Genomic DNA, 26,131 nt, shown 5'->3' on the forward strand with positions numbered 1-26,131 from the left:
GTGACTTTATGAAATATTTGGCTGGAGATTTTGATGTTATAGTAATTGGAGCTGGGCATGCAGGCTGTGAAGCAGCACTTGCTACAGCCAGAATGGGATGTAAGACTTTAATGTGTACTATGAATTTAGAAAGCGTTGCTTTTATGCCATGTAATCCTAATATTGGCGGTACAGCTAAAGGGCACTTAGTTAGAGAAATTGATGCATTAGGCGGAGAAATGGGTGTAAATATAGATCATACTTATATTCAATCAAGAATGTTGAATACCTCTAAAGGTCCAGCAGTCCATTCTTTAAGAGCTCAAGCGGATAAAAAAAGATATTCTGAAAGAATGAAAAATGTTGTAGAAAAACAGGAAAATTTATATTTAAAGCAACTTGAAGTTATAAGTATAGATGTAGAAAATAACAAGGTTAAAGGTGTCTTAACAAAATTTGGAGCGTATTTTACTTGTAAGGCATTAATTTTGACCACAGGAACCTATCTAAAATCTACTGTAATTGTAGGTGATATAAGTTATAATGAAGGGCCTAGTGGTCTTTATCCATCAAATCATCTTTCTCAATGCCTATTAGATTTAGGCATTTCTTTAAGGAGATTTAAGACAGGAACTCCTGCTAGAATAAATAGACGTTCAGTAGATTTTTCTAAGATGGAGGAACAAAAAGGAGATGAAAAGGTTGTACCTTTTTCTTTCATGAGCGAAAATATAGAAAGAGAACAAGTAGATTGCTATTTGACATATACAAATAACAAAACTCATGAAGTAATAATGAAAAATATACATAGATCTCCATTATATAATGGTTCAATCCATAGTACAGGACCTAGATATTGTCCATCAATTGAAGATAAAGTTATGAGATTTCAAGATAAAGAGAGACATCAAATTTTTATTGAGCCTGAAGGAGAAGGTACCGAAGAGATGTACGTTCAAGGTATGAGTAGTTCATTACCAGAGGATGTACAAATAGAAATGCTTAAGACTATTCCAGGTCTTGAAGATGTTGAAATGATGAGAACAGCTTATGCTATAGAATATGATTGTATAGATCCTACTCAGTTAAAGCTCTCATTAGAATTTAAACATTTAGATGGATTTTTCTCAGCAGGTCAAGTTAATGGAAGTTCAGGATATGAAGAGGCAGCAGGTCAAGGTATTATAGCTGGTATCAATGCTGTATTGAAGATAAAAGGAGAAGAGCCATTAATATTAAAACGTTCAGATGCATATATAGGCGTATTAATAGATGATTTAATTACAAAGGGTACTAATGAACCATATAGAATGATGACTTCACGTTCAGAGTATAGACTTTTACTAAGACAAGATAATGCAGATTTAAGACTTACAGAGATGGGATATAAAGTAGGGCTCGTAACAGACGATAGGTATAATAAGTTCATAACAAAGAAAGAACAAATTGAAAATGAGGTTAGAAGATTAAAAAATCTTCAAATTACTAATAAAAAAGAAGTACTAGAGTTTCTAGATACTAAAGGGTCAGCTCCACTTAAAAAGCCTATAAGTTTTTATGAGTTAATTAAGCGTTCAGAACTTGATTATTATATAGTTGTAGAATTAGACCCTGAAAGACCTAAGCTTTCCTATGCGGTTACAGAGCAGGTAAATATAATTTCAAAATATGAGGGTTATATTGAAAAGCAACTTGAACAAATAGCTCAATTTAAAAAATTTGAAAATAAATTTTTACCTGAAGATATAAACTATGATGAAGTCAAAGGTCTTAGAATTGAAGCAATGCAAAAGTTAAATAAAATAAGACCTGTAAATATAGGGCAAGCGTCAAGAATTTCAGGAGTATCACCAGCAGATATTTCAGTTTTAATGATTTATCTTGAACAAAGAAATAGATTAAAAAACCAAGAAGAAAATAAAACTGAATAGCTATATATGGAGGGATAATCATGAAATACTACAATATATTAGAGGAAGCAAGCAATAACGAACATTTAAGTTTTGACGAAGATAAATATAATAAATTTATGCTCTACAAAGATATGATTAAAGAATGGAATGAAAAAATAAATTTAACTGCCATTACAGAAGATGATGAAATAATAAAAAAACATTTTATTGACTCTATAAAGGTATTTAAAATAGATGAATTAAAAGAAGCTAAAAGAATAATAGATATAGGTACAGGTGGAGGATTTCCAGGAATACCTATGAAAATTATAAATCCAAAATGTGAAATGGTTCTTTTAGATTCATTAAATAAAAGAATTAACTTTTTAAATGAAGTTATAAGAGAATTAAAGCTTGAAAATATAGAAGCAATACATGGAAGGGCAGAAGATTTTATAAAACAAAATAATTGCAGAGAAAATTTTGATGCAGTAGTTTCTCGAGCAGTGGCTAATCTTACTGTTTTAAGTGAATTTTGTCTTCCATATGTAAAAATCGGGGGATATTTTGTAGCTTTAAAAGGACCAGCTATAGAAGAAGAGATGAATGATGCTAAAAATGCTTTGAAAATATTAGGGGGAGAAGTCGAAAGAATAGAGGAAGTAACAATAGAAGGTAGCGATTTAAATCATAATTTAGTAGTAATAAAGAAATTTAAGGAGACTCCTAAAAAATATCCTCGAAAAGCAGGTATGGTAACAAAGAATCCACTAAGATAATGTAAAAATATGGTATAAACTTCTTTGTAAAAATACACAAAAAAAGAAGGGTTTTTTAAAATAAAAAGAGAATTGTAAATATGAGGAAAAAAATAGAGGGATGGGTTTACTATGGAAAAAAATGTAACTTATATTTCTACGGAACTAATTTCACCAAATAAATATCAACCAAGACAAGTGTTTAATGATGAGACTATAGAGGAATTAGCTCAATCTATTAAAGCATACGGAATTATACAACCATTATCAGTTAGAAAAAATAATGACAATACATATGAGTTGGTAGCAGGTGAAAGAAGATTAAGAGCTGCTAAAAAAATAGGGTTAACAGAAGTACCAGCAATAATAATTGAAATAAGTGATGAGGACTCCGCAGCTATTGCTCTTTTAGAAAATCTACAAAGAGAAGACTTAAATTTCTATGAGGAGGCAGTTGCATATTACAACTTAATTCAAGACCATTCTTATACTCAAGATCAATTAGCTAAAATAATAGGTAAAAAGCAATCAACAATCGCCAATAAGCTTAGAATACTCAAGCTAGATAAAGAGTTAACTGATAAAATTATAAAAAACAAATTAACAGAGCGTCATGCTAGAGCATTACTTAAATTGCCAGATTTAGATCTTCAGAAAGCTGTACTAGATATGGTTATAGAAAAAGGTTTAAATGTAAGTAAAACAGAACAGTTAATAGATAGAGAATTATTAAAGTTATCACAACAAGAAATAGCTGCTGATGGAAAGAAAAGAATAAAAGGTATATTTAATGCTAAGATATATGTAAATACTATTAAACAAGTATTTGATAAATACGGAATAGATGCTAAATATAGATCAAAAGAATTAGATGATAGTATTCAAGTAACAATTACTATACAAAAAAAATAATGATAAAAGAATGTTTCATGTGAAACATTCTTTTTTGCTTTTAAATTTATAAATGTACTTAAAATAATCTATGAAAATTTTATAATAGCTTATTAATAAAAATATAGAAGTAATTATTAAGATTATTTTCATTATACCTTGATAAAAGATGTGAGTTTTTTATAATATTTTTCAAAGAATAAATTCTTATGAAGTAAAGTTATGGGAAAAAACAACTACAAATATCTATTTATATAAGAAATTTATATAAATATTTTAAATAAGACTTTTATTGTATTTTATATACATATATAATTACATATATAAAGTCAAATTACATAGCGGCTTTTAGAATGGGGGTATTAGCTATGAAAGTTATATGTGTATTTAATCAAAAGGGTGGCGTTGGAAAAACAACTACTAACATTAATCTTTGCTCTTACTTAGCGATGCATGGGAATAAAATACTAGCAATAGATATAGACCCTCAAGGGAATACTACAAGTGGATTAGGTTTTGATAAAAGAAAATTAGAATTATCTATGCATGATGTATTAACTGATGATATCTCATTAAATAAAATAATTAGAAAGTGTGAGCTAGTAGATAATTTTTATATAGCACCGTCAACTATGACTTTAGCAGGTGCAGAGGTTGAATTAATTAACAAGGCTAGCAGAGAAACGATTTTAAAGAAAAAAATAAAAGAGTTAGAAGAAGATTTCGATTATGTATTTATAGATTGTCCACCATCATTAGGATTATTAACTATCAATGCACTAACTGCATCTGATAGCGTGTTAATTCCTATTCAATGTGAATTTTATGCTTTAGAAGGTGTAGGACAGCTTATGAACACTGTTGAGTTGATAAAAAAATCTCTAAATAAAAAGCTTCAAATAGAAGGAGTTATTTTAAGCATGTATGACAGCAGGACAAAGTTAAGTAATGAAGTTGTTGCTGAAGTTAAAAAGTATTTTGGAGATAAAGTTTATGAAACTTCAATTCCTAGAAATATTAGATTAGCTGAATCACCAAGTTTCGGATTACCAATAATGCTATATGATGACAAGTGTAAAGGAGCTGAAGCATTTGAAAAATTGGCAAAAGAATTTTTGTCAAAGCAAAGGAGTGATAAATAGTGGTAAAAAAATCTGCTTTAGGGAAAGGTCTCAGTGCACTTATTCCAGAAAATATCGAAGAAGAAGTTTTTGATGAAAAAGCTATTACTACAATTTCTATGAATCTTATAAGAGCTGATAAAGAACAACCAAGGAAAAATTTTGATCCTGATAAAATTCTGGAGCTTTCAGAATCTATAAAACAGCATGGAGTAATACAACCTATTATATTAAGAAAAGAAAATGATACTTATGTCATAGTAGCAGGAGAAAGAAGATGGCGGGCTGCGAAAACTCTAGGATTAAAAGAAATTCCATCTATAGTTATGGATTTAACTTCTAAAGAAGTTGTGGAGATATCTCTTATAGAAAATATAGTTAGAGAAGATTTAAACCCTATTGAAGAAGCATTAGCTTATAAAAGATTAATAAAAGAATATAATCTAACACAAGAAGAAATAAGTAAAAAAGTATCTAAATCGAGAAGTGCGATTGCTAACTGTATGAGATTATTAAACTTAGATAATAGAGTTCAACAGTATATAATTGAAGGAGTAATCTCAGAAGGTCATGGAAGAGCTATACTTGCTATTGAAGATAAAAATCTTCAATATGAAATTTCACAAAAAGTTATAGATGAAGAACTTAATGTAAGACAAACTGAAAAGTATATAAAAAACTATTCAATGGAAAAGAAAAAAAGAATTGGTAAAAGTTTAAATCCTTATTATAAGGACTTAGAAAGTAAATTAGAAAATTATTTTGATACAAAAGTAAGTCTAAACTCTAAAAATAAGAATAAAGGCAAGATAGAAATTGAATATTATTCTGAAGAGGATCTACAACGGATTTTAGATTTGTTAAAGTTATAATGTTTCACATGAAACAATGAAGGAAGGATGAAGAGAATGGACAGAATTATAAACTTTATCAGTGAGTATCATTTATATATTACTCTAGGACTAATAGCATTAGTTACATTATTCGTTATATTATTAATTATTGCATTTATATCATTAAATAAAGTAGAAAAAAAATATAGACGAATGATGAGAGGCGTTAATAATAAAAATCTTGAAGAACTATTATTAAATTCCCTTGATTCTATTGATGATATTAAAGAAAAAAATAGCGAAGTAATAAAAATTTGTAATGCAACTAGAGCATTAACTGAATCATGTATTCAGAAGGTAGCTATTATAAGGTATAAAGCTTTTGAAAATATAGGTAGTGATTTAAGCTATTCGGTCGCTTTTTTAGATGCAAATAATAATGGAGTATTACTAACAAGTATTTATGGAAGAAATGAGAGTACTACATATGCAAAACCTATAGACAAAGGTATTTCAAGATATGATTTATCAGAGGAAGAAGAAAGAGCATTACATCAAGCTATGAATACTAAAATTTAATAATAAGTTATCTTTACAGTCTTGACTAATTATTTTCTATTAAATAGCTAAAAGGTTATTAGTGTTTTCTCTAATAACCTTTCTCATATATTATTGTTTCACATGAAACATAAAATATGATTTATAGTGTAGTTTAATTTATGTAATTAGTAATAAATAAGTATTGGAGTACTATTAATTTAAAATAAAATTAATAGTTTTAAATTATGGATAAATTTCAATTATAATAGAATGCAAAAATTATCGTATTGACAAGTTTTTAATAAAAATATAATTGCAAAAAAATATAAAATAAAAAGAGTATGTAGCAGATGGAAATTAGGAGTTCTTAGTATTAAGAAAATTTTATGGGATACTACATACCCTATGATTTAACTATATTTCAATCTTTTTTAAAACATCATCTATTTCATTTTTATCTTCTATACTAGAAAACCTTTTACCACCTATAGCTTTAAGAATACAATGATATATCCCACTAGCTATAACATCAGCTAATTTCATAACTATATATAATCTTGTATTTTGAAGCACCATAAATTCAAGTGCTCCAGAAATATTTACTATTCCAGTTATACTTAGATCTCCTACTGCTGGTAAATCTTTATTAAGTGCAGAGCCAGGATTTAGAGGTTTTGATTCAATGATTACTTTACCTACATTAGATAGTGAACCAAGAGAGGCATCTACAGCTATAATAAAGGCATTTGGATACAATGTATTAATATTTTCTATTGTTTCCACAAGATTTTTAGCATGAACAGGATTTTCTAAATTGCCATATATATGAACTTTATTTCTTATTAAAAATTTTAATTTTTCTCCTACTAGAGGTCCTAGGCTATCACCGGTTGATCTATCAGTACCAATACATAAAATTACAATATCTCTATTTGATTTAATTATTGGGATAATTTCTTTTATTAATGTTTCACGTATATTATATATACAATCATGAGATAAAGAATCGAATATCATTTTATTTACCATACATAACCCTCCTATTGTAATTATTACCAAAACAGGAATGTTATATACTTGAAATTCATATATATTTTTATTTAGGCATATTCAAAAAAATAGCTATTTATTATGCTAGCCCATTTTATTTTAGATTTTTTATAAATAGTTGTTACAATTTATAAAAACAAAGGGAAGCTCAGCTTCCCTTATTTGTATATAGTTATATATTAAAATATCAAATTCTAATATTTTATTTAAATTTATTATAGAAATCATTTAAGTACCTTATTAATACAATCTAAAGTATAATTTACGTCCTTTAAATCATTAAAATATCCAAAACTAAATCGAATAGAGCCATTAGGATAAGAACCTACTGCTTGATGTGCTAGTGGAGCACAATGAAGTCCAGTACGAGTTATAATGCCATATTCAGAATCTAATATAAATCCTAGTTCACTATTATCAATTTTTTTAGAGTTTAATGATATAGTTGAAGTTCTATTTTCTATATTTTGTTGACCATATATTATTATATCTTTCATATTTAATAAACCATCAATAAATTTATTTGCTAAATATTCCTCATGTTCTTTTATGGTATTTAATCCTTCATTATTTATAAATTTAATACCTGCTAACAATCCAGCAATAGCTGGTGCATTCATAGTACCGCTTTCAAATTTATCAGGCATAAATTGTGGTTGATTAACACTTGAGGAAAGGCTTCCTGTACCACCTTCAATTATTGAAATACATTCTGAGTTAAATTCATCATCAATTAAAAAGCCACCGATACCTTGAGGACCTAATAAACTTTTGTGACCTGTAAATGCTAAGGCACTACAATGTAAATTTTCAAAATTAACATCTATAGTTCCTGCACTTTGTGCAGAATCTATTATAAAGTAAATATTTCTTTCTTTACAGAGCCTTCCAATTTCCTCTAAAGGCTGAATACTTCCTACTACATTTGAGGCATGAGATAAGACAATTAGTTTTGTATTATTTTTAATTTTATTTTTTAATTCTTCAATACTTATAAAGCCATTTTGTGAAGCACCTATTATGTCTAATTCTATAATATTGTTTTCTTTTAATGTATGTAATGATCTTAAAGTACTATTATGATCCATAACAGAAGTTATAACATGCCATCCTTTTTTTACAGAGCCCTTTATTAGCATGTTGAGTGAGTATGTAACATTTGGTGTAAAAATAACATTTTCTATTTTATTAAAATTAAAAAATTCCATTAAAGCTTCTCTTGCTTCATAGATTATTTTATTTCCCATAAGTGATGAACTTGAAGCTCCTCTACCTACATTAGAACCAATTTTAGTCATATAATTAAGAATAGCATTATATACGTTTTGTGGTTTAGGATGAGATGTTGCACCATTATCTAAATAAACTTTCATTCTATGACCTCCTAAAGAATAAGATATATTCATTATTTAAAAAGTTAATTAAAATATTTTATCTATTTACATTTTAAATATTACATTAGTTCTTTTGTTTGATATAATTAATTTAGCTTTTATAAGCTTTATATTAATATAACATAAAATTAATTAAAATTGGAAATGTATAAATTAATATTTAAAGAGTTATAATCTCTATGAAACTAGAAAATAAAGAGGGGGAATTATGATGAGTCATATAATAGATTGTAAAGGACTTAATTGTCCTTTACCTGTAGTAAATACTAAAAAATATTTTGACACTATTGAAAATGGAGCTGCAACAACTATAGTTGATAATGAAATTGCAAAAAATAATGTTGTTAAATTTGCAGAAAATGCAAATTTAGAGGTTAATGTGTCAGAGAAGGATAGTTTATATCATATAACAATTGTAAAAGGTGAAGGACAGTTAGAAAATTTTAAAAATGAGAAAAGCTTTGAGAGTAATGAAAAATTTACAATTGTTGTTTCAGGTGATAAATTAGGAAATGGTGATGAAGCATTAGGTGAAGCTTTAATGAAAAGTTACCTATTTGCTCTTTCAGAAGCAGATATAATTCCTAATAATTTAGTATTTTTAAACAGTGGTGTAAAATTAGTAGTTGAAGGTTCTTTAGTTTTAGAAAGTATTAATAAACTAAAAGAAAGAGGCGTTAGTATATATAGTTGTGGATTATGTCTAGATTTCTATAAAATAAAAGATAAAGTTCAAGTTGGGGAAATAACAAATATGTATGCTATTATAGAGATGATGAATAGCAGCAAAACAATAAAGCTATAAAGTTTAGGAGGTAAGCTATTGGATAGTTATTATATCTTAGTATTTAATAACACCCATGAAGCTATGAAAGCAGAAAGTGGATGTGTTGAAGCTAAAATTAAGGCAACAATGATGCCAACACCTTCTTATATAACTAAAAGTTGTGGAATAAGCTTAAGAGTTGACGAGAATGGATTTAGCGGTATTAAGGAACTGATAAATGAAGAGAAAATTAATGTTAAAAGTATATTTAAAAAAGAAGATAGTTTTTATACGGAAGTACAATTTTAATATAACATATCTTCAAAGATAACCAGTTAAGGCATATTTTATGCTTGCTGCATAAAAGCCCAGAGATAGTGATATTATCTCTGGGTTTTGTAGCGTTCTTTAAGAGAAAATATTTAAAATTTCTGCTTAGCTATTTTAAAGCAATGTGTAATACATATAATACGCTAAAAGTCACTATTTAAATTTTATAATTTAGATGGTGACTTTAATTTTTAAAATAAAAAATTAAAATCTATCATTAAATTTTGTACTAACTAAATATTAAATAAATGAATGTCATTGCTAAAGTTCTAGAAAAAGGATAGAAAAGCCATTAGTTATTATTTTGCAATATAAATAATAACTAATGGCTTTTCTATATAGAGATATACTAAGTACTTTTAACTATAAAAAATATTATTTTTAAGTATTAAATAAATTATATGTTAATCTAAACCCTTAAAGTAATATAAACTATAAATTCTATTAGAAATATTTTAAAAAATTTACTAACATATTTATATTTAGCACAACATACTAACCATATTTTGTAGAATTTTAAGATGAATCAAAAATTTAAACTTACCCTTAAAATTCTTTTTATGGGATTTTATAATTAGCTTATGTCTAAGTTAGTGTGCCCATGTAATTTAAAATCTTTATAAAATCCTTAAAAATAGAGTTTATATTTGTATTGAGAAATAAATTTATGGAGGTAATAGAAATGAATTCAACTCAGCTAAAGATTTTTGCTATGATAACAATGCTTTTAGATCATATAGGTACTGTTCTTTATCCGCAAATTATAATTTTTAAAATTATAGGTCGGTTGGCTTTTCCCATATTTTGCTATTTTATTGCTGAGGGCTATATAAAAACAAGAAATAGAAAAAAATATGCTTTAAGATTATTAATAATTGCTTTAATATCTCAATTACCGTTTATTACTGTATTTAGACAAGCTTTTGGAGAAAACTTTTTAGTACTAAACACTATTTTTGATTTATTTTTAGGGCTTATAGCTATATGGCTATATGATAGTTTAAAGTTAAAACATAATATTATCATCATTTTGGGGATTGCAATTTTAGCATTTTTCCTGCGTATAGATGGAGATTTTATGGGAATATTTATGATATACTTTTTCTTTAAATATCATGATAATTTTAATAAAATGGCTAAAAAACAGATACTTCTTATAGGTATCTCTCAAATAATTTATATGTTGTATATGCTGGCTTATGGTGTTCCATTAATAGCACTTTTAAATCTCCAAATGTGGGAACAACTTTTTTCTATATTAGCTCTTATACCAATAAAATATTATAATGGTAAAAAAGGTAAGAATATAAAATATGCATTTTATGCATTTTATCCACTTCATCTTTTAGTTATTTATCTTATAAAGATAAATCTATAAACAAAGAAATTGCATAAAAATTATGCAATTTCTTTGTTTATGTACAATTTTTAATTTGTTATAAAATTAAAAAGAAATATTTTATATTGTAATTTCTAATAAATTGATCATATTTTATATTGAAAAACCGATAATATTTATATAAAGATTATTGATTTTTTATTTATTTTGTATAGTATAATAAATTTAGAAAAGAAATTTTAATATTGTAATTTAATTTATTTTTTATATGAAAAACCATTAAAAAATTAAGATAATAGAAGGGATGATAATTTTATGAAAGATTTTGATATAAATGATATTGTTGAAACTAAAAAAACTCACCCTTGTGGAAGTAAGAGATGGAAAATTATAAGAATGGGTGCTGATATAAAGATAAAATGTCTAGGATGTGAAAGAATAATTATGCTTCCTAGAAGTAAATTTGAAAGTTCTATAAAAAAGGTAATAAAAGAAGGCGAAGAATAAATAAGTTTATTTATGGGGTATAATTAAATAAATTCCTAAATATGTAGAAAATTCTACATAAAATAATTATTATTTATATTTTACTTGATTTTTTAATTTTAAACTGGTAAAATATATTGATGTAATCCCTGCTGTGTATAGCACAGCCGTTAGTCCGAGGGGAGGAGGTGAAACTAATGAGAGCATATGAAACTATATTCATATTACACCCATCATTAGACGAGGAAGCTGTTAAAGCTAATATCGAAAAATTTAAAGGTGTAATAGAGAACAATGGTGGAGAGATCGAAAATGTTGACGTTTGGGGTAAGAGAAAGCTTGCTTACGAAATCGCAAAAGTTAACGAAGGTCACTACACTCTAATCAACTTCAAATCAGAAGCTGACTTACCTAAAGAGTTAGATAGAGTATTCAGAATCAATGACACTGTTATAAGACATATCATAATCAATCCAGAAAACTAGTAGGTGGTGTTTTTATGAATAAAGTTGTTTTAATCGGAAGATTAACAAAAGACCCAGAGTTAAAATTTACTCCAGGTACAGGAACAGCTGTAACCACTTTTACTGTTGCCGTTAACAGAAGATTTAAGAAAGAAGGGCAACCAGAGGCAGACTTCATTCCAGTAGTGGTTTGGGGAAAGCAAGCTGAGAGCACTGCTAATTACATGAGTAAGGGTAAACTTATAAGTGTAGCTGGTAGAATAGAAACTCGTTCTTATGAAGCAAAAGACGGTACAAGAAGATATGTAACTGAAGTTGTTGCTGATGAAGTTCATTTCCTTGAATGGGGAGAAAAATCATCAGATATGAATACAAGAACTAACAATTATGACCACGGCGGATTCCCACAGGATGATCTTGTATCAACTGATATAACTCCTATGGATGATGGCGAGGACATTCCATTTTAATAGGTAAGGAGGAGAGCGTAATGGCAATGGATCGTAAAAAAGGCGGAAATAGAAAAAGAGCTAAAAGAAAAGTTTGCTCATTCTGTATAGATAAAGCTACAGCTATTGACTATAAAGATATAAATAAATTAAGAAAGTACGTTACAGAAAGAGGTAAAATATTACCAAGAAGAATTTCTGGAAACTGTGCTAAGCACCAAAGAATGTTAACTGTATCTATCAAGAGAGCTAGAAACATAGCTTTATTACCATTCACAACAGAATAGTAAATAAAGTAAAGCAGCAACCGAAAGGAAGCTGCTTTTGTTTTATATAGAAATTGATTTTAAATAAATGTTAAATATAGAGTTGTAGGTTTAATTTGAATTTTATAGTATAATATAAACCATAATATGTAAATGGCTATAATACATTAATTAATTTATAAATATATTTATGTAACTTTATAAATTATAATAAAATGCTCCTAATGTCAATATCTTATTGCATAAATATTGAAAAAAAACTAAAATAGATTTATAGCTTAGGAAAGGATTGGGGATATGAGAAAAGAAGATTTTAATATCATGTCTAGTGTAAAGATTATTGAAAATTTAAAAGCTGAGCTGTTATGTGTTATAGGAGATTTTTTTAAATTGCTAAGTAAAGGTAGCAATGTAGCTCAAGATGCTATTTTAGATTGCATCTCAGGTGCAATAATAATATTGTATATGTTAGCGGAAAGGCTAGGATATTCTCATTTAGCAGTAGATGAGAGTATGAAAAGAAAGCTTAAATTAGGAATAGTTGAAGAAGATAGCTTAGAAAGAGAAGGTAAAGATTTAAGCAAGCTTTACAATCATTTAAAAGAGAGAAACTAACGGAGGAAAGAATGAAAGATCAAAAATATAGCACTAAATCTATAATGGAAGCAGCATTTACGTCAGTATTTATAATTATTCTAATTATTATTACAGCATATGTTCCAGTATTGTCTATAGTAGGAACAGCACTTCTTCCAATACCAATTACCGTACTTTATTTAAGACAAGACTTTAAGACTACTATTAGTTGTATTGTAGTTAGTATTATTTTAACCTGCTTTGTAATAAATCCTATAACAGCAATTACGGCTGCCTTAGATTATGCTATTGTAGGTTTAACTTTAGGATATTGTATTAAGTCAGAAAAAAGTTCATATTTTACTCTAATAGCGTTGATTTTATCAGGAATTTTATCTACTGTACTAACTTTATTATTTACAATATGGCTAGTTGAAAAGAAAAGCATAATGGATTTCTTGAATAACTTTTTCATAACTACATCGCAATATATGAAGGAATCTTTAGAACTTACTAAAAAAGCTTATTTAGATATGGGAATTTCTGAAGAACGTCTTATATTTATGGATCAAATGGAAAAGTTTTTAACTAAAGATGTTCTTATAGGATATATTCCTATAGGTATAGCATTTTACAATTTTATTTCTGCCTATATTAATATGACTATTAGTAGGGTAGTTTTAAGCAGATTAAAAGAAAAATCAGTTAATGTTCTTTCTTTTACGCATTTTTATATAACTAATTTATTTGGGGCATTGTTAATAGCTTTAGTTTGCTTATCAATTATTCTTCAATCTAAGGGAATAATAAATGGTAATTATTTACTTATAACAACATCTGGATTTGCTATAATGACCTTTGTAATAAATGGTGTAGCAACAATTAGCTATTATTTAATTCATAAAAAGAAATTTTCCAAGACTTTAACCTTTATTATAATAATATTTACTTTTTTCTTAAAACTAACAAATATATATATTTTAGTAGGAATAGGAGAAATGATTCTAGATTTTAGGAAGCTAGACCCATATAGAATATTAAGAAGGTAAAGGAGCTTTATATGAAAATTAAAGAAGAAAATTACAGTTATTTTACTAATAATAATAAGCTTTATATGGTTGTAATAGCTTTATTTATACTACTATTATTTTGGTTAAAGCATTATGAAATAGCTTTGATTTCATTAGTGTTTTATTTAATATTAGTTGTATACAATGTAAAGAATTCAAAGGTTAAAAACTATGAATGGAAAAAGTTTATAGAAAACATATCCTCTAAGATGGATGTAGCTACTACAAGTACACTTTCAAACTTACCATTTCCATTAATAATGGTAAGTGGGAAAGGAAATATACTTTGGTACAACCAAAATATTTCTGTAAAACTTGATGGAAAACAAATAATAGGTGAAAACATAAAAGAAGTTGTAAAAGAATTTAACGTAAAGCAGATATTAGAAGGTAAGAAAAATTCTTATAAGGCAGTAAATATTGGAGATGATTATTATGATATTTATACCAATGTAGTAGATACTGAAATTTCTCAAAGTGAAAATGATAAAATAGTACTTTTATACTTTTATGATGTAACTGAAAAAATTAAGTTAATAAAAGATATTAGTGATAATAAAGAAAGTGTCATATTAATTGAGGTAGATAATTTAGATGATGTGATAAAAAATACAGTAGAAGATAGTGCTCCTCAGCTTAAAGCAGATATTGAAAGAACAATAAATAGCTATGGTCAAAATCTTAATGCTATGATTAAGAAATATCAATCTAATAAATATGTACTTACGGTCCAAGACAGGTATATTGAAAAAGAATTGGAAAAAAAATTTGATATTTTAGATAATGTTAGAGAAATAAATGTTGGAAATAAATTAGCAGTAACATTAAGTATGGGTATTGGTAGAGGAGGAAGTACTCCAGCCCAAAATCTAGAATTTGCAGAAGCTGCAAAAGATTTAGCATTAGGTCGTGGTGGAGATCAAGCAGTTGTAAAAAGTTTTGAAAAATTATCTTTCTATGGAGGAAAAACTAAAGAGATAGAGAAGAGGACTAAAGTAAGAGCTAGAGTAATAGCTCATGCACTACTTGAACTTATAAACGAAAGTAGTAATGTTTATATTATGGGACATAAAAACCCTGATCTTGATTCTATAGGAGCTGCTGTAGGACTATACAGTACTGTAAAATCTATAGGAAAAGAATGTAATATTGTATTAGATGAACATAATAATTCAATTAAAGAGTTATTGGTAAGACTAGAAAAAGATGACGATTACAAAGAAACTTTTGTTAGTGTTGAACAATGCTTAGATTATAAGGATGATAAAAGTATATTGATTCTAGTTGACGTTCATAACGAAAGTCATGTACTATCAATGGATATAGTAAATAATTTTGAAAGAGTAGTAATTATAGACCATCATAGGAAGGCTAAAGATTATATTCAAAATACTTTACTAAGCTATATAGAAACTTATGCGTCTTCAACTTCCGAATTAGTTACAGAAATTCTACAATATATGGTTGAAAAGCCATCATTAAAACCAGTGGAAGCAGTAAGCTTACTTGCAGGAATTTGCTTAGATACTAAAAATTTTCATTTTAAGACTGGAGTTAGAACCTTTGAAGCAGCAGCTTTTTTAAGAAGGTTAGGTGCTGATACTACTGAGGTTAAAAAGATTTTTAGTGAGGATTTAAATCATTATATTTTAAGAACAGAGATAATGAAAAATGCTAAAATTGATAATGGATTAGCAATTGCACAGTGTCCACCAGATATAGAAAATACTGTATTAACTGCACAAGCAGCGGATGAACTGCTAAATATTACAGGTATCCAAGCATCCTTTGTTATTGTTAAAATGGGATTAGATGCATATATTAGTGCAAGATCTCTTGGGGATATAAATGTGCAAGTTATACTTGAGTCCTTAGGTGGTGGTGGTCACTTAATGATGGCTGGTGCCAGGATAAAATCTGTAACTTTAGACGAAGCTGAGGAAATGCTAAAAGAAGCTATAGATAAATACTTAAGGGAAGGTGAAAAATAATGAAAGTTATATTATTACAAGATGTTAAGGGAGTAGGGAAAAAAGGGGATGTAGTAAATGCATCAGATGGATATGCAAGAAACTTTTTATTCCCTAAAAAATTAGCTCAAGAGGCAAATGATGCCAATATGCATGTTTTAAATAAAAAGAATGAAGCTGAAAGAAAGAAAAAGTTAGCTGAAATAGAGGCGGCTCAAAAATTAGCAGCAGATCTTAAAGATAAGGAAGTTAAAATAACAGCTAAATCTGGAGATAATGGAAGATTATTTGGAGCTATAACAAGCAAGGATATAGCTACAGCCTTAAATAAACAATATAATGTAGATATTGATAAAAAGAAAATAGTAACAGATACAATAAAAACTATGGGAGCTTTTGAGATAGAAGTAAAACTATATCCTGAAGTATCTACTAAAATTAAGGTTGTTGTTAGTGAACAGTAGTAATTTTATAAACTGAAGGGAGGAAACGCTTTAGTAGGTGTAGTGCTTGGTACACTTACTAAAGCGGATTAAATTTGAATATATTATCAGTTAATGACCTGTACAGTAACGATATGGATAAGATATTACCACTTGATATGCAGGTAGATGTATTATACGAATTGATGTATAAGGTGATAGAAGAAGGCACTATAAAGTCAAGAATAGTTAAATTTAAGCTTCAAAAGCACATAGATAGTCATGATGTTAATAGAAGATTATATGCAGCAAATAAGATTATAAGTAATGGAAAGGGCATAGATATTGTTCCTAATAGCGCTAATATGTCAGAGGTGTTAGAAGAGACAAGCAAACTGTTAGCAGATATAGTTGCTAAAAGATATGTTCAAAATAAAATAGAAAAAGATGTTGAGCAATATTTAATAGAGAAACAAGATAAGTATGTAGATGAGGTAAGACTTTCAATAATTAAAAAACAAAAGGGTCCTGAAAATGCAAAAACCCTTAGAAAGTATGCAGAGCTTGAGATTTTAGACTCTAAAAAACTTACTAAAAATATAATGTCTATGCTAAGACCGGAAAGTTTTTCAGAAATCATCGGACAAGAAAGAGCAATAAAATCATTGATATCAAAAATGGCTTCTCCATATCCTCAGCATATTATACTATATGGACCGCCTGGAGTAGGAAAAACTACTGCTGCAAGATTAGCCTTAGAAGAAGCTAAAAAGTTGAAACATACTCCCTATAATGAAGATGTTAAATTTGTTGAAGTAGATGGAACAACATTAAGATGGGATCCTAGAGAAATTGCAAATCCTCTTTTAGGTTCTGTCCATGATCCAATCTATCAAGGAAGTAAAAGAGATTTAGCAGAAGTGGGAATTCCTGAACCAAAGCCAGGCTTAGTTACAGATGCTCATGGTGGAGTATTATTTATTGATGAAATTGGAGAATTAGACAGTATTCTTCAAAATAAATTATTAAAGGTTTTAGAAGATAAGAGAGTTGAATTTTCATCTTCTTATTATGATCCTGATGATGAACAAACTCCAAAGTATATAAAATATTTATTTGATAATGGTGCACCAGCAGATTTTGTACTTATAGGGGCCACTACTAGAGAACCTAGTGAGATAAATCCAGCATTAAGATCAAGATGTACTGAAGTGTATTTTGAACCATTATCGCCAAGAGATATAGAGAATATAGTTAAAAATGCTGCTAATAAGCTTAATGTTAACCTTGAAGAAAATGTAGCTAAAGAAATTAGCAGATATACTATTGAAGGGAGAAAAGCTGTAAATATATTAGCTGATGTTTATGGTTATGTATTATATAATAATGATGATGATAGTAGTTATAGAACTACAATAAACATGAAAGCTTTACAGGAGGTTATATCTATTAGTAGATTAAAACCTTACGAAGAAGTAGTGCTTACTAATGATAAGGAAATAGGTCAAATTTATGGTTTAGGAGTAGCTGGATATTTAGGTTCAACCTTAGAAATTGAAGCTTCAGTTTTTGAAGCTAAAACTAAGGGGGCAGGAGTAGTTAGGTTTAATGAAACCGCTGGAAGCATGGCAAAAGATTCAGTGTTTAATGCAGCATCAGTAATAAGAAAAATTACAAATAAAGATATTAAGGATTATGACATACATGTTAACGTAGTTGGAGGAGGAAATATAGATGGCCCTTCAGCCGGAGTAGCTATAACTGTATGTATTATAAGTGCGTTACTAGATAAACCATTAAGGCAGGATATAGCAATTACAGGAGAGATATCACTGAGAGGAAAGGTTAAGCCAGTAGGGGGAATATTTGAAAAAGTATATGGTGCTAGAAGAAAAGGCATCAAAACAGTTATCATTCCTAAGGATAATATAAATGAAGTACCTCTAGGACTTTCAGATATACAAGTTATAGCTGTATCAACTATAGAAGAACTATTAGAGATTGTATTTTAATATATATTCGAATATAATTTAAATTAAAAAATTAATTATAACCCTGCTATAACTTTTATTAGCAGGGTTATAATTAATATAAGAGTGTTTAAGGAGATGATGTCATGAACGCACCTCTTAGAAGTATGCCTCATAATCTTGAAGCAGAACAATCCGTTCTAGGGTCAATGCTTATAGATAAAGCTGCAATTGCTGCAGCTGCTGAGACTTTAGAAGGTGAAGATTTTTATAGAGATTCACATAAAATTATATTTAAATCTATAAAGGAGTTATATCAAAAGGATATACCTGTAGATATGATAACTTTGATAGAGCATTTAAGATCCACAGAAAAGCTAGATGAGGCAGGAGGAATATCTTATATTACAGAAATAAGTGGTTCTGTACCTTCTACTGCCAATCTTACCTCTTATATACAGATTGTTGAAGATAAGTCAATTTTAAGAAGGCTTATTAGAAGTGCAACAGAGATTATAGAAACAAGCTACAATAAGCAAGATGATGTTGATGCAGTAGTAGATTTAGCAGAAAAAAATGTATTTAATATATCAGAAAAGAAAAATACAAGTGATTTTGAGCCTATGAGCACTGTACTTGAAAGAGGCTTTGAAGAAATAGAAAGAATTTATAACAATAAAGGAGAAACTACAGGTGTACCATCTGGATTTAAAGATTTAGATGAAAAGACATCAGGATTTCAAAGTGGTGATATGGTTCTTATAGCAGCTAGACCTTCTATGGGAAAAACTACTTTTGCATTAAACTTAGCTCAACATGCTGCGCTTAGAGCAGGCAAAAGTGTTGCTATATTTTCTTTAGAGATGAGCAAAGAGCAATTGGCCTATAAACTTTTATGTGCTGAAGCAAATGTAGATATGCTTAAATTAAGAACGGGAAATCTTGATGAAAGAGATTGGGAAAATATCGCAAGGGCTTCTGGACCACTGGCTGATGCAAAAATATTTATAGATGATACAGCAGGTGTATCTATAATGGAGATGCGATCTAAATGTAGAAGATTAAAGATGGAGCATGGAATAGATATGATTTTAATAGACTATCTTCAGCTTATGAGTGGAAGTGGTGGAGAAAGTAGACAACAGGAAGTTTCAGAAATATCAAGAAGTATAAAAGCTATTGCTAAGGAGCTGAAGTGTCCAGTAATAGCATTATCACAGCTCTCTCGTGCACCTGAACAACGTGCTGACCATAGACCTATGCTTTCAGACCTTAGAGAATCAGGCTCTATTGAGCAGGATGCTGACCTTGTTATGTTCTTATATAGAGATGAGTATTATGACAAAGAAAGTGAAGATAAAAACGTAGCTGAATGTATAATTGCTAAACAAAGAAACGGCCCTGTAGGTACAGTAAAATTAGCATGGCTTGGACAATATAGTAAGTTTGGATCATTAGATATAATTCATAGGGAGTAGGAGACTACTTCCTTTTTATATGCCTAAAATCATAAAAAGGCTAGACTTATGAAAAATTTTAAAAAATAATGTCAAGAAGTTTGTGGAAGTTAAGATTATTATTGGATAAATATTATTACATAAATGAAAATTTGAAACTCCATATCAGGGAGAAATGAGGGGTTACGCTATTATTCTTATAAGGCATGGATTTTTATATAAGAATTGTAAAATTTGTTCTTATATTCTGATTTATGTATTTATTCTGGTTATGTTTGGTTATATAGGAAAGGATTTAATAATGAATTTTAAGATAAATACAATTATACTTAAAACCAAACATTAAATTTCTTTATAAAAAATACATAGGGGGGAAATTTTTATGCTAAGAAGAAAAAATAATGTAGTAGTAATACTTATAGCTTTAGCTACTGTATTAGGTGGATGCAGTAATGCTAAACAAGATACGGAGACATCTATTAAGGATGAGATTCAACAAGAATCAAAAATTGCAGAAAGTAAAATAAAAAGTGATGATAAAAAAGAGGTTAATAATAAAACTTTAAGTAAACAAGTATCAGATAATAAGGTTGAATCTAATAAAGTAGATGATAATAAAAACTCAACTAGTGAAGTACAAGAGTATACAGTAGCTGTTAATAAAACTGTAGAACAAAGCAAGCCAGTAACAGATAATAAAAAAGTTGAAGAAAGTAAAAAGCCGGCAGCGTCACCAGTGAAAAAAGAGACTGTAAGTTCAAATAAAAATGCCGCTAAATCAAATGTTAAATCAACTCCTAAATCAACTCCAAAGCAAACTTCAAAGCCAGCTTCTAAACCGAAAACGGAAACTACAAATAATACTGTAAAATCAGGTAACTATGAATATCTAAATGCAGTTGAAGATGAAGTTTTAAGATTATGTAATATAGAGAGAGAAAAACAGGGACTAGCCCCACTTGCTATGGAAGAAAAACTAAGAGGAATAGCTAGAATTAAATCTGCTGAAATGTTAGAGAATAACTTCTTTGATCACAATTCTCCTATCTCTGGAAGTCCTTCTAATTTGATGAAAATTAATGGTTATACAAATTGGACAGCCTCTGGTGAAAATATTCAAATGAGTCAAGGTAGAGATAAAGCTAGTGTTACAGCTAGTTACATAGTTGGACAGTGGATGAATTCACCTGGTCACAGAGCTAATATATTAAATAAAGAATTTAAGAAAATAGGTGTAGGTATAGTATTTAGAGATTCAGATTTAAAGGCATATGAAACTCAACTATTTTCTAACTAGACCATATGAAAGAAAATAACTAGTCAAAACTCAGTGGTATATTTTCTATCAGACAGTGGATAGATTTTAGATATTATAGATTTCTGATGATGTAGTATGGGAAAATACTTATTTTCAAAATGAGACTAAGATAAATAAAAGGTAGGCCTTTAAGTAGGTCTACCTTTTTATGAAAGAATTATAATTACTTTTAAGTTTTTATTAGATAAATTTTAAGGAATTTCAGTTATATACATTATGAACATATCATAAATTATATTAATGAAGCTTATATAGAGGAGATAGTTTTATGGTATGTTCAAAGTGTAATTACAGTAATGAAGAAAATTTAAGTAGATGTAAAAACTGTGGACAAATTTTATATGAAGAAGTTAGTATTAAAAGTTGGTACATTACTTTAGTACTATGTATTTTATTTGGATTTTTAGGTATCCATAGATTTTATGTAGGAAAAGCAGGAACGGCTATAATTATGTTTTTAACTTTAGGTGGATTTGGTATTTGGATATTAGTTGATATTGTTACACTCATACTTGAGGAGTTCAAAGATGAGGATAATAAAAGACTAGTTAGACATGCTGAATTAGAATTAGTAGCTAGTGATAAAGAAGAAAACATTTAAATAATTTCCTAAGAAATAAATATATAGATATATTACTTTAAAGCTTAATCCATAGCCAAATGCAAATGTTTATCTAAACACTTCAATTCACAACTTTAAATAATTCACAATGCAAAATTCAGAATTATGGTTGAAATTAATTCTTTACGAATTAATTTCTTAAACTAATTTTTTTAACTAGCAATACAATTGCTAGTTCTTTATAAGAAGTGGTTACATCACTTGAAAATTTCTCAGCTTTTGCTGAGAAATATCCACAATTGTGAATTGGATAGATATAATCACAATACTAAAAAACATCAATTATTTTTACATATATATTAATTTTATAAAAACACATAGCTAGCATGCTATGTATTTTTATTTCATAATATAATGACTTTTGAAGAATTATTTTACTTATATAGATAACAGGAAAATCATATGATAAAATTAAATCAATTATATAGATTTTAAACTTTAATGTAAGTTTTTAGCTTATAATTAAACATTGACAACTATAGTTAGAAGGAGGATTTATTATGGGATTATTTAATTTTTTAAAAGGCCAATTTATAGAGGTAATAGAATGGACAAATAGTAATTTAGATACTATTGTATATCGATTTCCAGTAATGAACAAAGAAATAAAAATGGGTGCAAAGTTAACAGTTAGGGAATCGCAAGTAGCTATATTTATAAATGAAGGACAGATTGCAGATGTATTTACTCCTGGATTATATGAGCTTACTACACAGAATTTACCTATATTAACAAAACTAAAATCATGGAAATATGGTTTTAATTCTCCTTTTAAAGCAGAAGTATACTTTGTAAATACTAGGCAATTTACGGATCAAAAATGGGGTACTACAAATCCAGTGATGATGAGAGATCCTGAATTTGGAATGCTTAGACTTAGAGCTTTTGGAATTTATTCTTTTAAAGTTTTGGATCCAGTAATATTTATGAAAGAAATATTTGGTACTAGTGAAATTTTTGATACAGAACATATAAATGGACAGTTAAAAAGACTAATTGTTTCTGGAATGTCAGATTTACTTGCAGAAACTAATATAGCAGCGCTAGATCTTGCTAGATATTATGATGAGCTTGGAGAACAATCCACCATTAAATTAAAGTCTCGTTTTGAAGCTATGGGACTTAGTCTTACAAATATTATTATAGAAAATATATCTCTTCCAGAAGAAGTTGAAAAGGTTATGGATAAGAGAACTTCTATGGGAGTTATAGGAAATATTGATCAATATGCCAAATATCAAGCATCTGAAGCAATAAGAGATGCAGCACAAAATCAAGGTAATGGATTTGCAGGAATGGGTGCAGGATTAGGAGCAGGTTCTGCTATAGGAACTATGATGAATAACGCTCTTAACACTGTAAATTCTAATCAAGCTGCGAGTACTAGAGAGACAGTAAAGTGTAAAAAATGCAATACAGAAATTGATAAAAACTCTAAGTTCTGTCCTGAGTGTGGAGAAACCATAAACTTAAAAATTAAATGTATAAAATGTAATGCTGAAATACAAGATGGAGTTAAATTCTGTCCTGAATGTGGCTCACCTCAAAATACAAAAAAATTATGTTCAAATTGTAGTTCAGAGCTTGATTTAAATGCTAAGTTTTGTCCAGAATGTGGTGCTAAATCTTAGTTATTAGGGGGAGATTATGAATAGTAAAATTGATGAAGAAGTAAAGTCAAAAAAAGGCACTGATAGATTTACTTGTAGTGGTTGTGGTGCAAACATGATTTACGATCCTAATATAAAGATGTTATCATGCCCTTATTGTTCAAATAATAAAAAGATTGAAGCTGAAGGTGGAAATATAGAGGAGCATGATTTTTATAGCACTCTCAATAAACAAAATACTGATTGGGGAACGGAAACTAGGGTTATACATTGTGATAGCTGTGGTGCAGAAACTATTTTGGAAAAAAATAATACTGCTCAATTTTGTGCTTTTTGTGGATCATCACATATAGTTAAAAGAGAAGAGAGCAATATAGTACCAGAATCACTTATACCGTTTAAAATAGGAGATAAAGAAGCTAAAAAAAAGTTTGCTCAATGGATAGGAAAGCATTTTTTTGCCCCTAGAGCATTAAAATATGGACATCAAAGTGATAAGCTTAAAGGAATCTATATTCCATTTTGGACATATGATACAGAAACATACTCTACATACACAGCAGAAGCTGGAACATATTATTATGTTACAGTAACTTATTATGAAAATGAAAATGGTAAACAAGTTGCTAAGACAAGGCAGGAGAGAAGGACCAGATGGAGACAGACTAGTGGAAATTATAACAAATTCTTTGATGATGTACTTATAAATGCTTCTACTCAACTTGATGGGAATTTGATGAATAGAATTAAACCATATGATTTGAAAGAATTAGTTCATTATAATCCTGAGTTTATATCTGGTTTTTATGCTGAACGTTATGGAATAAACCATGTTACTGGATTTAATAGTGCTAAAGAACATATAAATAAAATAATACATTCAGATGTAATTGATAAAATAAATGCTGATGAAGTTAGAGATGTAAATATAAAAACTTCCTTTGAAGATGTGAAGTTTAAACATATATTACTTCCTATATGGATTTCAAGTTATAGTTTTAAAAATAAAGTTTATAAGTATTATATAAATGGTCAAACAGGAGAAATACAAGGGGAAACTCCTGTAAGTGGATGGAAGATATTCTTTATAATGGCATCAATAGTAGCAATAATATTTATAATATATCAGTTTATAAAATAATTAATCTAGGCATTTTATTTTTTAGAAGAAACATCTAAAAATAAAATGTCTTTTTAAGTATGTGAAATTGTGATCTAATTTAGATAAGTAGAATAAAGAATTTAAAATAGTTCATTATAATATATTTTTATGTATAAGGCTATATAATATATTATAATATTAATGATAGAAGTAAATAATTATTATTGATTAATTTTAAGGAGATACAGTATGGAATGTAAAAGAAATGGAGACTTTATGATTAAGAAAATAAGCGAATTTGAAAAGAGCGATAAAATAGAGAATTATTATTTAATAAAATCCGTAGAATGTAAACTAACTAATAATAGCACCACAAATAAATACTTAGATGTTAATTTAACTGACAGCACAGGGGAAATAAATGCAAAGCTTTGGGAAGTTTCACCTGAGATTGAAACATTATTTAGTGAAAATATGTTAGTAAAGGTTAGAGGCATAGTAAATGAATATAGAGGGAAGCTTCAGTTAAAAATAGATAAGATAAGAACAATAAATGATAGTGATGATATTAATATAGAGGAGTTTGTTCCTACTGCACCATATAAAGCTGATGATATGTATGAAGTTGTCTTAGATTATATTTGTAAAATAGAAAATAAAGATCTTAGAAATATAACAGAAAAAATTATAGATGATTGTGGAGATAAGATATTTCATTATCCTGCTGCAAAATCTAATCATCATGCAGTAAAAGGCGGACTTCTATATCACATTACTACAATGTTAAGAGCCGGTGAAAAATTATTAGAAATATATACTCATTTAAATAAAGATTTATTATATGCAGGTGTAATACTTCATGATATCGCTAAGATATATGAAATGAGTGCTAGTAATTTAGGAATAGTCTCTCAGTATACAGTAGAAGGACAGCTTTTAGGGCATATTATACTAGGTATCAATTTAGTAGAAAAAGCTGGGGTAGAAGTAAAGGCTGATAGGGAAGTAGTAATGCTTTTACAACATATGATTTTAACACATCACTATGAACCTGAGTATGGAAGCCCTAAAAAACCTATGATACCAGAGGCTGAACTTTTACATCACTTAGATATAATCGATGCTAGAATGTACGATATGAATAAAGCATTAAAAGATACTGAAATAGGTAGTTTTTCTGAGCGAATATGGAGTTTAGATAATCTTAACATATATAAAAGTTTTATAAGTAATTCACAACAATAGGTTCTAATATAAGTAATTTTTACTAATATTTTACGAATGTTGAATTAAAATATAAAGAAAATATTCGCAATTATATTGACCGTATCTTATCACTTTGATAACATAAATTTTAGATAAATAGTACGGAGAATTTAGATAATATTTTATAGTTGGGCCTACTAAAGATTGACATTTAGCCTTTTAATATAATACACCAACTAGAGTGAAAAGA

26 protein-coding genes are annotated in these 26,131 nt (G+C 28.2%); 24 read left to right on the forward strand and 2 right to left on the reverse strand.

Annotated features, from left to right (window positions below; translation table 11 throughout):
- Nucleotides 1–8: 8 nt before the first annotated feature.
- From mnmG to ACWPW7_RS02800, 6 genes are all read left to right on the forward strand, one after another.
- Nucleotides 9–1,910: a tRNA uridine-5-carboxymethylaminomethyl(34) synthesis enzyme MnmG gene (gene mnmG / locus ACWPW7_RS02775; protein ID WP_454052264.1), complete on the forward strand. Its 1,902-nt coding sequence runs from the start codon at nucleotides 9–11 to the stop codon at nucleotides 1,908–1,910.
- A gap of 20 nt (nucleotides 1,911–1,930) precedes the next feature.
- Entirely contained in the window at nucleotides 1,931–2,650 is a 720-nt protein-coding gene (gene rsmG / locus ACWPW7_RS02780; protein WP_291560311.1) for a 16S rRNA (guanine(527)-N(7))-methyltransferase RsmG, read from the forward strand.
- A gap of 111 nt (nucleotides 2,651–2,761) precedes the next feature.
- The gene (gene noc, locus ACWPW7_RS02785; protein WP_291560309.1) at nucleotides 2,762–3,541 is read left to right on the forward strand and encodes a nucleoid occlusion protein; all 780 of its coding nucleotides are present in this window, start codon (nucleotides 2,762–2,764) and stop codon (nucleotides 3,539–3,541) included.
- Nucleotides 3,542–3,888: 347 nt separating this feature from the next.
- Entirely contained in the window at nucleotides 3,889–4,662 is a 774-nt protein-coding gene (locus ACWPW7_RS02790) for a ParA family protein (protein WP_454052265.1), read from the forward strand.
- Nucleotides 4,662–5,513 (forward strand): ParB/RepB/Spo0J family partition protein, encoded by an 852-nt coding sequence (locus tag ACWPW7_RS02795; RefSeq protein ID WP_454052266.1) that lies wholly within the window; start codon nucleotides 4,662–4,664, stop codon nucleotides 5,511–5,513. Before ACWPW7_RS02790 ends, ACWPW7_RS02795 begins: the two co-directional genes overlap by 1 nt.
- Nucleotides 5,514–5,549: 36 nt before the next feature.
- The gene (locus ACWPW7_RS02800) at nucleotides 5,550–6,053 is read left to right on the forward strand and encodes a DUF4446 family protein (protein WP_454052267.1); all 504 of its coding nucleotides are present in this window, start codon (nucleotides 5,550–5,552) and stop codon (nucleotides 6,051–6,053) included.
- Nucleotides 6,054–6,428: 375 nt separating this feature from the next.
- On the opposite strand, the gene yyaC is transcribed toward ACWPW7_RS02800, so the two are convergent.
- A complete protein-coding gene (gene yyaC / locus ACWPW7_RS02805) occupies nucleotides 6,429–7,043 on the reverse strand; it encodes a spore protease YyaC (RefSeq protein ID WP_454052268.1) in 615 nt (204 codons plus the stop codon).
- A 245-nt stretch (nucleotides 7,044–7,288) separates the two neighbouring features.
- Nucleotides 7,289–8,437, reverse strand: a complete 1,149-nt coding sequence (locus ACWPW7_RS02810; protein ID WP_454052269.1) for an aminotransferase class V-fold PLP-dependent enzyme — start codon at nucleotides 8,435–8,437, stop codon at nucleotides 7,289–7,291.
- 232 nt (nucleotides 8,438–8,669) lie between these two features.
- Between ACWPW7_RS02810 and yedF the strand changes: the two genes are divergently transcribed.
- The 18 genes from yedF (at nucleotide 8,670) to ACWPW7_RS02900 (ending at nucleotide 25,920) form a co-directional block, all read left to right on the forward strand.
- The gene (yedF, locus tag ACWPW7_RS02815; RefSeq protein WP_454052270.1) at nucleotides 8,670–9,263 is read left to right on the forward strand and encodes a sulfurtransferase-like selenium metabolism protein YedF; all 594 of its coding nucleotides are present in this window, start codon (nucleotides 8,670–8,672) and stop codon (nucleotides 9,261–9,263) included.
- An 18-nt stretch (nucleotides 9,264–9,281) separates the two neighbouring features.
- The gene (locus ACWPW7_RS02820; protein WP_291560297.1) at nucleotides 9,282–9,533 is read left to right on the forward strand and encodes a DUF3343 domain-containing protein; all 252 of its coding nucleotides are present in this window, start codon (nucleotides 9,282–9,284) and stop codon (nucleotides 9,531–9,533) included.
- Between the two features lie 703 nt (nucleotides 9,534–10,236).
- Complete coding sequence (locus ACWPW7_RS02825) at nucleotides 10,237–10,932, forward strand: TraX family protein (protein ID WP_454052271.1); 696 nt, start codon at nucleotides 10,237–10,239, stop codon at nucleotides 10,930–10,932.
- 276 nt (nucleotides 10,933–11,208) lie between these two features.
- Nucleotides 11,209–11,400: a DUF951 domain-containing protein gene (locus ACWPW7_RS02830; protein ID WP_291569096.1), complete on the forward strand. Its 192-nt coding sequence runs from the start codon at nucleotides 11,209–11,211 to the stop codon at nucleotides 11,398–11,400.
- Between the two features lie 176 nt (nucleotides 11,401–11,576).
- Nucleotides 11,577–11,864 carry a 30S ribosomal protein S6 gene (rpsF, locus tag ACWPW7_RS02835; protein ID WP_291569101.1) on the forward strand — a complete coding sequence of 96 codons (288 nt, stop codon included), beginning with the start codon at nucleotides 11,577–11,579 and terminating at the stop codon, nucleotides 11,862–11,864.
- A 14-nt stretch (nucleotides 11,865–11,878) separates the two neighbouring features.
- A complete protein-coding gene (locus ACWPW7_RS02840; protein WP_291569095.1) occupies nucleotides 11,879–12,313 on the forward strand; it encodes a single-stranded DNA-binding protein in 435 nt (144 codons plus the stop codon).
- Nucleotides 12,314–12,333: 20 nt separating this feature from the next.
- Nucleotides 12,334–12,579: a 30S ribosomal protein S18 gene (rpsR, locus tag ACWPW7_RS02845; protein WP_291569094.1), complete on the forward strand. Its 246-nt coding sequence runs from the start codon at nucleotides 12,334–12,336 to the stop codon at nucleotides 12,577–12,579.
- A gap of 276 nt (nucleotides 12,580–12,855) precedes the next feature.
- A complete protein-coding gene (locus ACWPW7_RS02850; RefSeq protein WP_039634480.1) occupies nucleotides 12,856–13,173 on the forward strand; it encodes a MazG-like family protein in 318 nt (105 codons plus the stop codon).
- 11 nt (nucleotides 13,174–13,184) lie between these two features.
- Complete coding sequence (locus ACWPW7_RS02855) at nucleotides 13,185–14,183, forward strand: DUF2232 domain-containing protein (protein WP_454052272.1); 999 nt, start codon at nucleotides 13,185–13,187, stop codon at nucleotides 14,181–14,183.
- Nucleotides 14,184–14,194: 11 nt separating this feature from the next.
- Complete coding sequence (locus ACWPW7_RS02860; RefSeq protein ID WP_454052273.1) at nucleotides 14,195–16,195, forward strand: DHH family phosphoesterase; 2,001 nt, start codon at nucleotides 14,195–14,197, stop codon at nucleotides 16,193–16,195.
- Nucleotides 16,195–16,638, forward strand: coding sequence for a 50S ribosomal protein L9 (rplI, locus tag ACWPW7_RS02865; protein ID WP_291569090.1), 444 nt, complete (start codon nucleotides 16,195–16,197; stop codon nucleotides 16,636–16,638). Before ACWPW7_RS02860 ends, rplI begins: the two co-directional genes overlap by 1 nt.
- A gap of 113 nt (nucleotides 16,639–16,751) precedes the next feature.
- Nucleotides 16,752–18,608, forward strand: a complete 1,857-nt coding sequence (lonC, locus tag ACWPW7_RS02870; protein ID WP_454055461.1) for a Lon family ATP-dependent protease — start codon at nucleotides 16,752–16,754, stop codon at nucleotides 18,606–18,608.
- Between the two features lie 104 nt (nucleotides 18,609–18,712).
- Complete coding sequence (locus tag ACWPW7_RS02875; RefSeq protein WP_454052274.1) at nucleotides 18,713–20,044, forward strand: replicative DNA helicase; 1,332 nt, start codon at nucleotides 18,713–18,715, stop codon at nucleotides 20,042–20,044.
- A gap of 361 nt (nucleotides 20,045–20,405) precedes the next feature.
- Nucleotides 20,406–21,320, forward strand: a complete 915-nt coding sequence (locus ACWPW7_RS02880) for a CAP domain-containing protein (protein WP_454052275.1) — start codon at nucleotides 20,406–20,408, stop codon at nucleotides 21,318–21,320.
- Nucleotides 21,321–21,609: 289 nt separating this feature from the next.
- Nucleotides 21,610–21,942: a TM2 domain-containing protein gene (locus tag ACWPW7_RS02885; protein WP_454052276.1), complete on the forward strand. Its 333-nt coding sequence runs from the start codon at nucleotides 21,610–21,612 to the stop codon at nucleotides 21,940–21,942.
- A gap of 521 nt (nucleotides 21,943–22,463) precedes the next feature.
- The gene (locus ACWPW7_RS02890; protein ID WP_454052277.1) at nucleotides 22,464–23,594 is read left to right on the forward strand and encodes an SPFH domain-containing protein; all 1,131 of its coding nucleotides are present in this window, start codon (nucleotides 22,464–22,466) and stop codon (nucleotides 23,592–23,594) included.
- Nucleotides 23,595–23,610: 16 nt separating this feature from the next.
- Nucleotides 23,611–24,714, forward strand: coding sequence for a hypothetical protein (locus ACWPW7_RS02895; protein WP_454052278.1), 1,104 nt, complete (start codon nucleotides 23,611–23,613; stop codon nucleotides 24,712–24,714).
- A 210-nt stretch (nucleotides 24,715–24,924) separates the two neighbouring features.
- Nucleotides 24,925–25,920, forward strand: a complete 996-nt coding sequence (locus tag ACWPW7_RS02900; RefSeq protein ID WP_454052279.1) for a 3'-5' exoribonuclease YhaM family protein — start codon at nucleotides 24,925–24,927, stop codon at nucleotides 25,918–25,920.
- Nucleotides 25,921–26,131 lie beyond the last annotated feature (211 nt).

Source organism: Clostridium sp. Marseille-Q7071 (assembly GCF_965112025.1).

What these genes read in the sequence shown, in the direction of transcription:
- noc (WP_291560309.1), top strand. Translation starts at nt 2,762, where the DNA reads ATGGAAAAAAATGTAACTTATATTTCTACGGAACTAATTTCACCAAAT.
- yyaC (WP_454052268.1), bottom strand. Translation starts at nt 7,043, where the DNA reads ATGGTAAATAAAATGATATTCGATTCTTTATCTCATGATTGTATATAT.
- ACWPW7_RS02890 (WP_454052277.1), top strand. Translation starts at nt 22,464, where the DNA reads ATGGGATTATTTAATTTTTTAAAAGGCCAATTTATAGAGGTAATAGAA.
- ACWPW7_RS02900 (WP_454052279.1), top strand. Translation starts at nt 24,925, where the DNA reads ATGGAATGTAAAAGAAATGGAGACTTTATGATTAAGAAAATAAGCGAA.
- ACWPW7_RS02800 (WP_454052267.1), top strand. Translation starts at nt 5,550, where the DNA reads ATGGACAGAATTATAAACTTTATCAGTGAGTATCATTTATATATTACT.
- ACWPW7_RS02810 (WP_454052269.1), bottom strand. Translation starts at nt 8,437, where the DNA reads ATGAAAGTTTATTTAGATAATGGTGCAACATCTCATCCTAAACCACAA.
- mnmG (WP_454052264.1), top strand. Translation starts at nt 9, where the DNA reads ATGAAATATTTGGCTGGAGATTTTGATGTTATAGTAATTGGAGCTGGG.
- rpsR (WP_291569094.1), top strand. Translation starts at nt 12,334, where the DNA reads ATGGCAATGGATCGTAAAAAAGGCGGAAATAGAAAAAGAGCTAAAAGA.
- ACWPW7_RS02875 (WP_454052274.1), top strand. Translation starts at nt 18,713, where the DNA reads ATGAACGCACCTCTTAGAAGTATGCCTCATAATCTTGAAGCAGAACAA.
- rpsF (WP_291569101.1), top strand. Translation starts at nt 11,577, where the DNA reads ATGAGAGCATATGAAACTATATTCATATTACACCCATCATTAGACGAG.
- ACWPW7_RS02860 (WP_454052273.1), top strand. Translation starts at nt 14,195, where the DNA reads ATGAAAATTAAAGAAGAAAATTACAGTTATTTTACTAATAATAATAAG.
- ACWPW7_RS02895 (WP_454052278.1), top strand. Translation starts at nt 23,611, where the DNA reads ATGAATAGTAAAATTGATGAAGAAGTAAAGTCAAAAAAAGGCACTGAT.
- ACWPW7_RS02885 (WP_454052276.1), top strand. Translation starts at nt 21,610, where the DNA reads ATGGTATGTTCAAAGTGTAATTACAGTAATGAAGAAAATTTAAGTAGA.
- ACWPW7_RS02790 (WP_454052265.1), top strand. Translation starts at nt 3,889, where the DNA reads ATGAAAGTTATATGTGTATTTAATCAAAAGGGTGGCGTTGGAAAAACA.
- ACWPW7_RS02830 (WP_291569096.1), top strand. Translation starts at nt 11,209, where the DNA reads ATGAAAGATTTTGATATAAATGATATTGTTGAAACTAAAAAAACTCAC.
- yedF (WP_454052270.1), top strand. Translation starts at nt 8,670, where the DNA reads ATGAGTCATATAATAGATTGTAAAGGACTTAATTGTCCTTTACCTGTA.
- ACWPW7_RS02880 (WP_454052275.1), top strand. Translation starts at nt 20,406, where the DNA reads ATGCTAAGAAGAAAAAATAATGTAGTAGTAATACTTATAGCTTTAGCT.
- rplI (WP_291569090.1), top strand. Translation starts at nt 16,195, where the DNA reads ATGAAAGTTATATTATTACAAGATGTTAAGGGAGTAGGGAAAAAAGGG.
- ACWPW7_RS02855 (WP_454052272.1), top strand. Translation starts at nt 13,185, where the DNA reads ATGAAAGATCAAAAATATAGCACTAAATCTATAATGGAAGCAGCATTT.
- ACWPW7_RS02825 (WP_454052271.1), top strand. Translation starts at nt 10,237, where the DNA reads ATGAATTCAACTCAGCTAAAGATTTTTGCTATGATAACAATGCTTTTA.
- ACWPW7_RS02840 (WP_291569095.1), top strand. Translation starts at nt 11,879, where the DNA reads ATGAATAAAGTTGTTTTAATCGGAAGATTAACAAAAGACCCAGAGTTA.
- ACWPW7_RS02850 (WP_039634480.1), top strand. Translation starts at nt 12,856, where the DNA reads ATGAGAAAAGAAGATTTTAATATCATGTCTAGTGTAAAGATTATTGAA.
- lonC (WP_454055461.1), top strand. Translation starts at nt 16,752, where the DNA reads ATGGATAAGATATTACCACTTGATATGCAGGTAGATGTATTATACGAA.
- rsmG (WP_291560311.1), top strand. Translation starts at nt 1,931, where the DNA reads ATGAAATACTACAATATATTAGAGGAAGCAAGCAATAACGAACATTTA.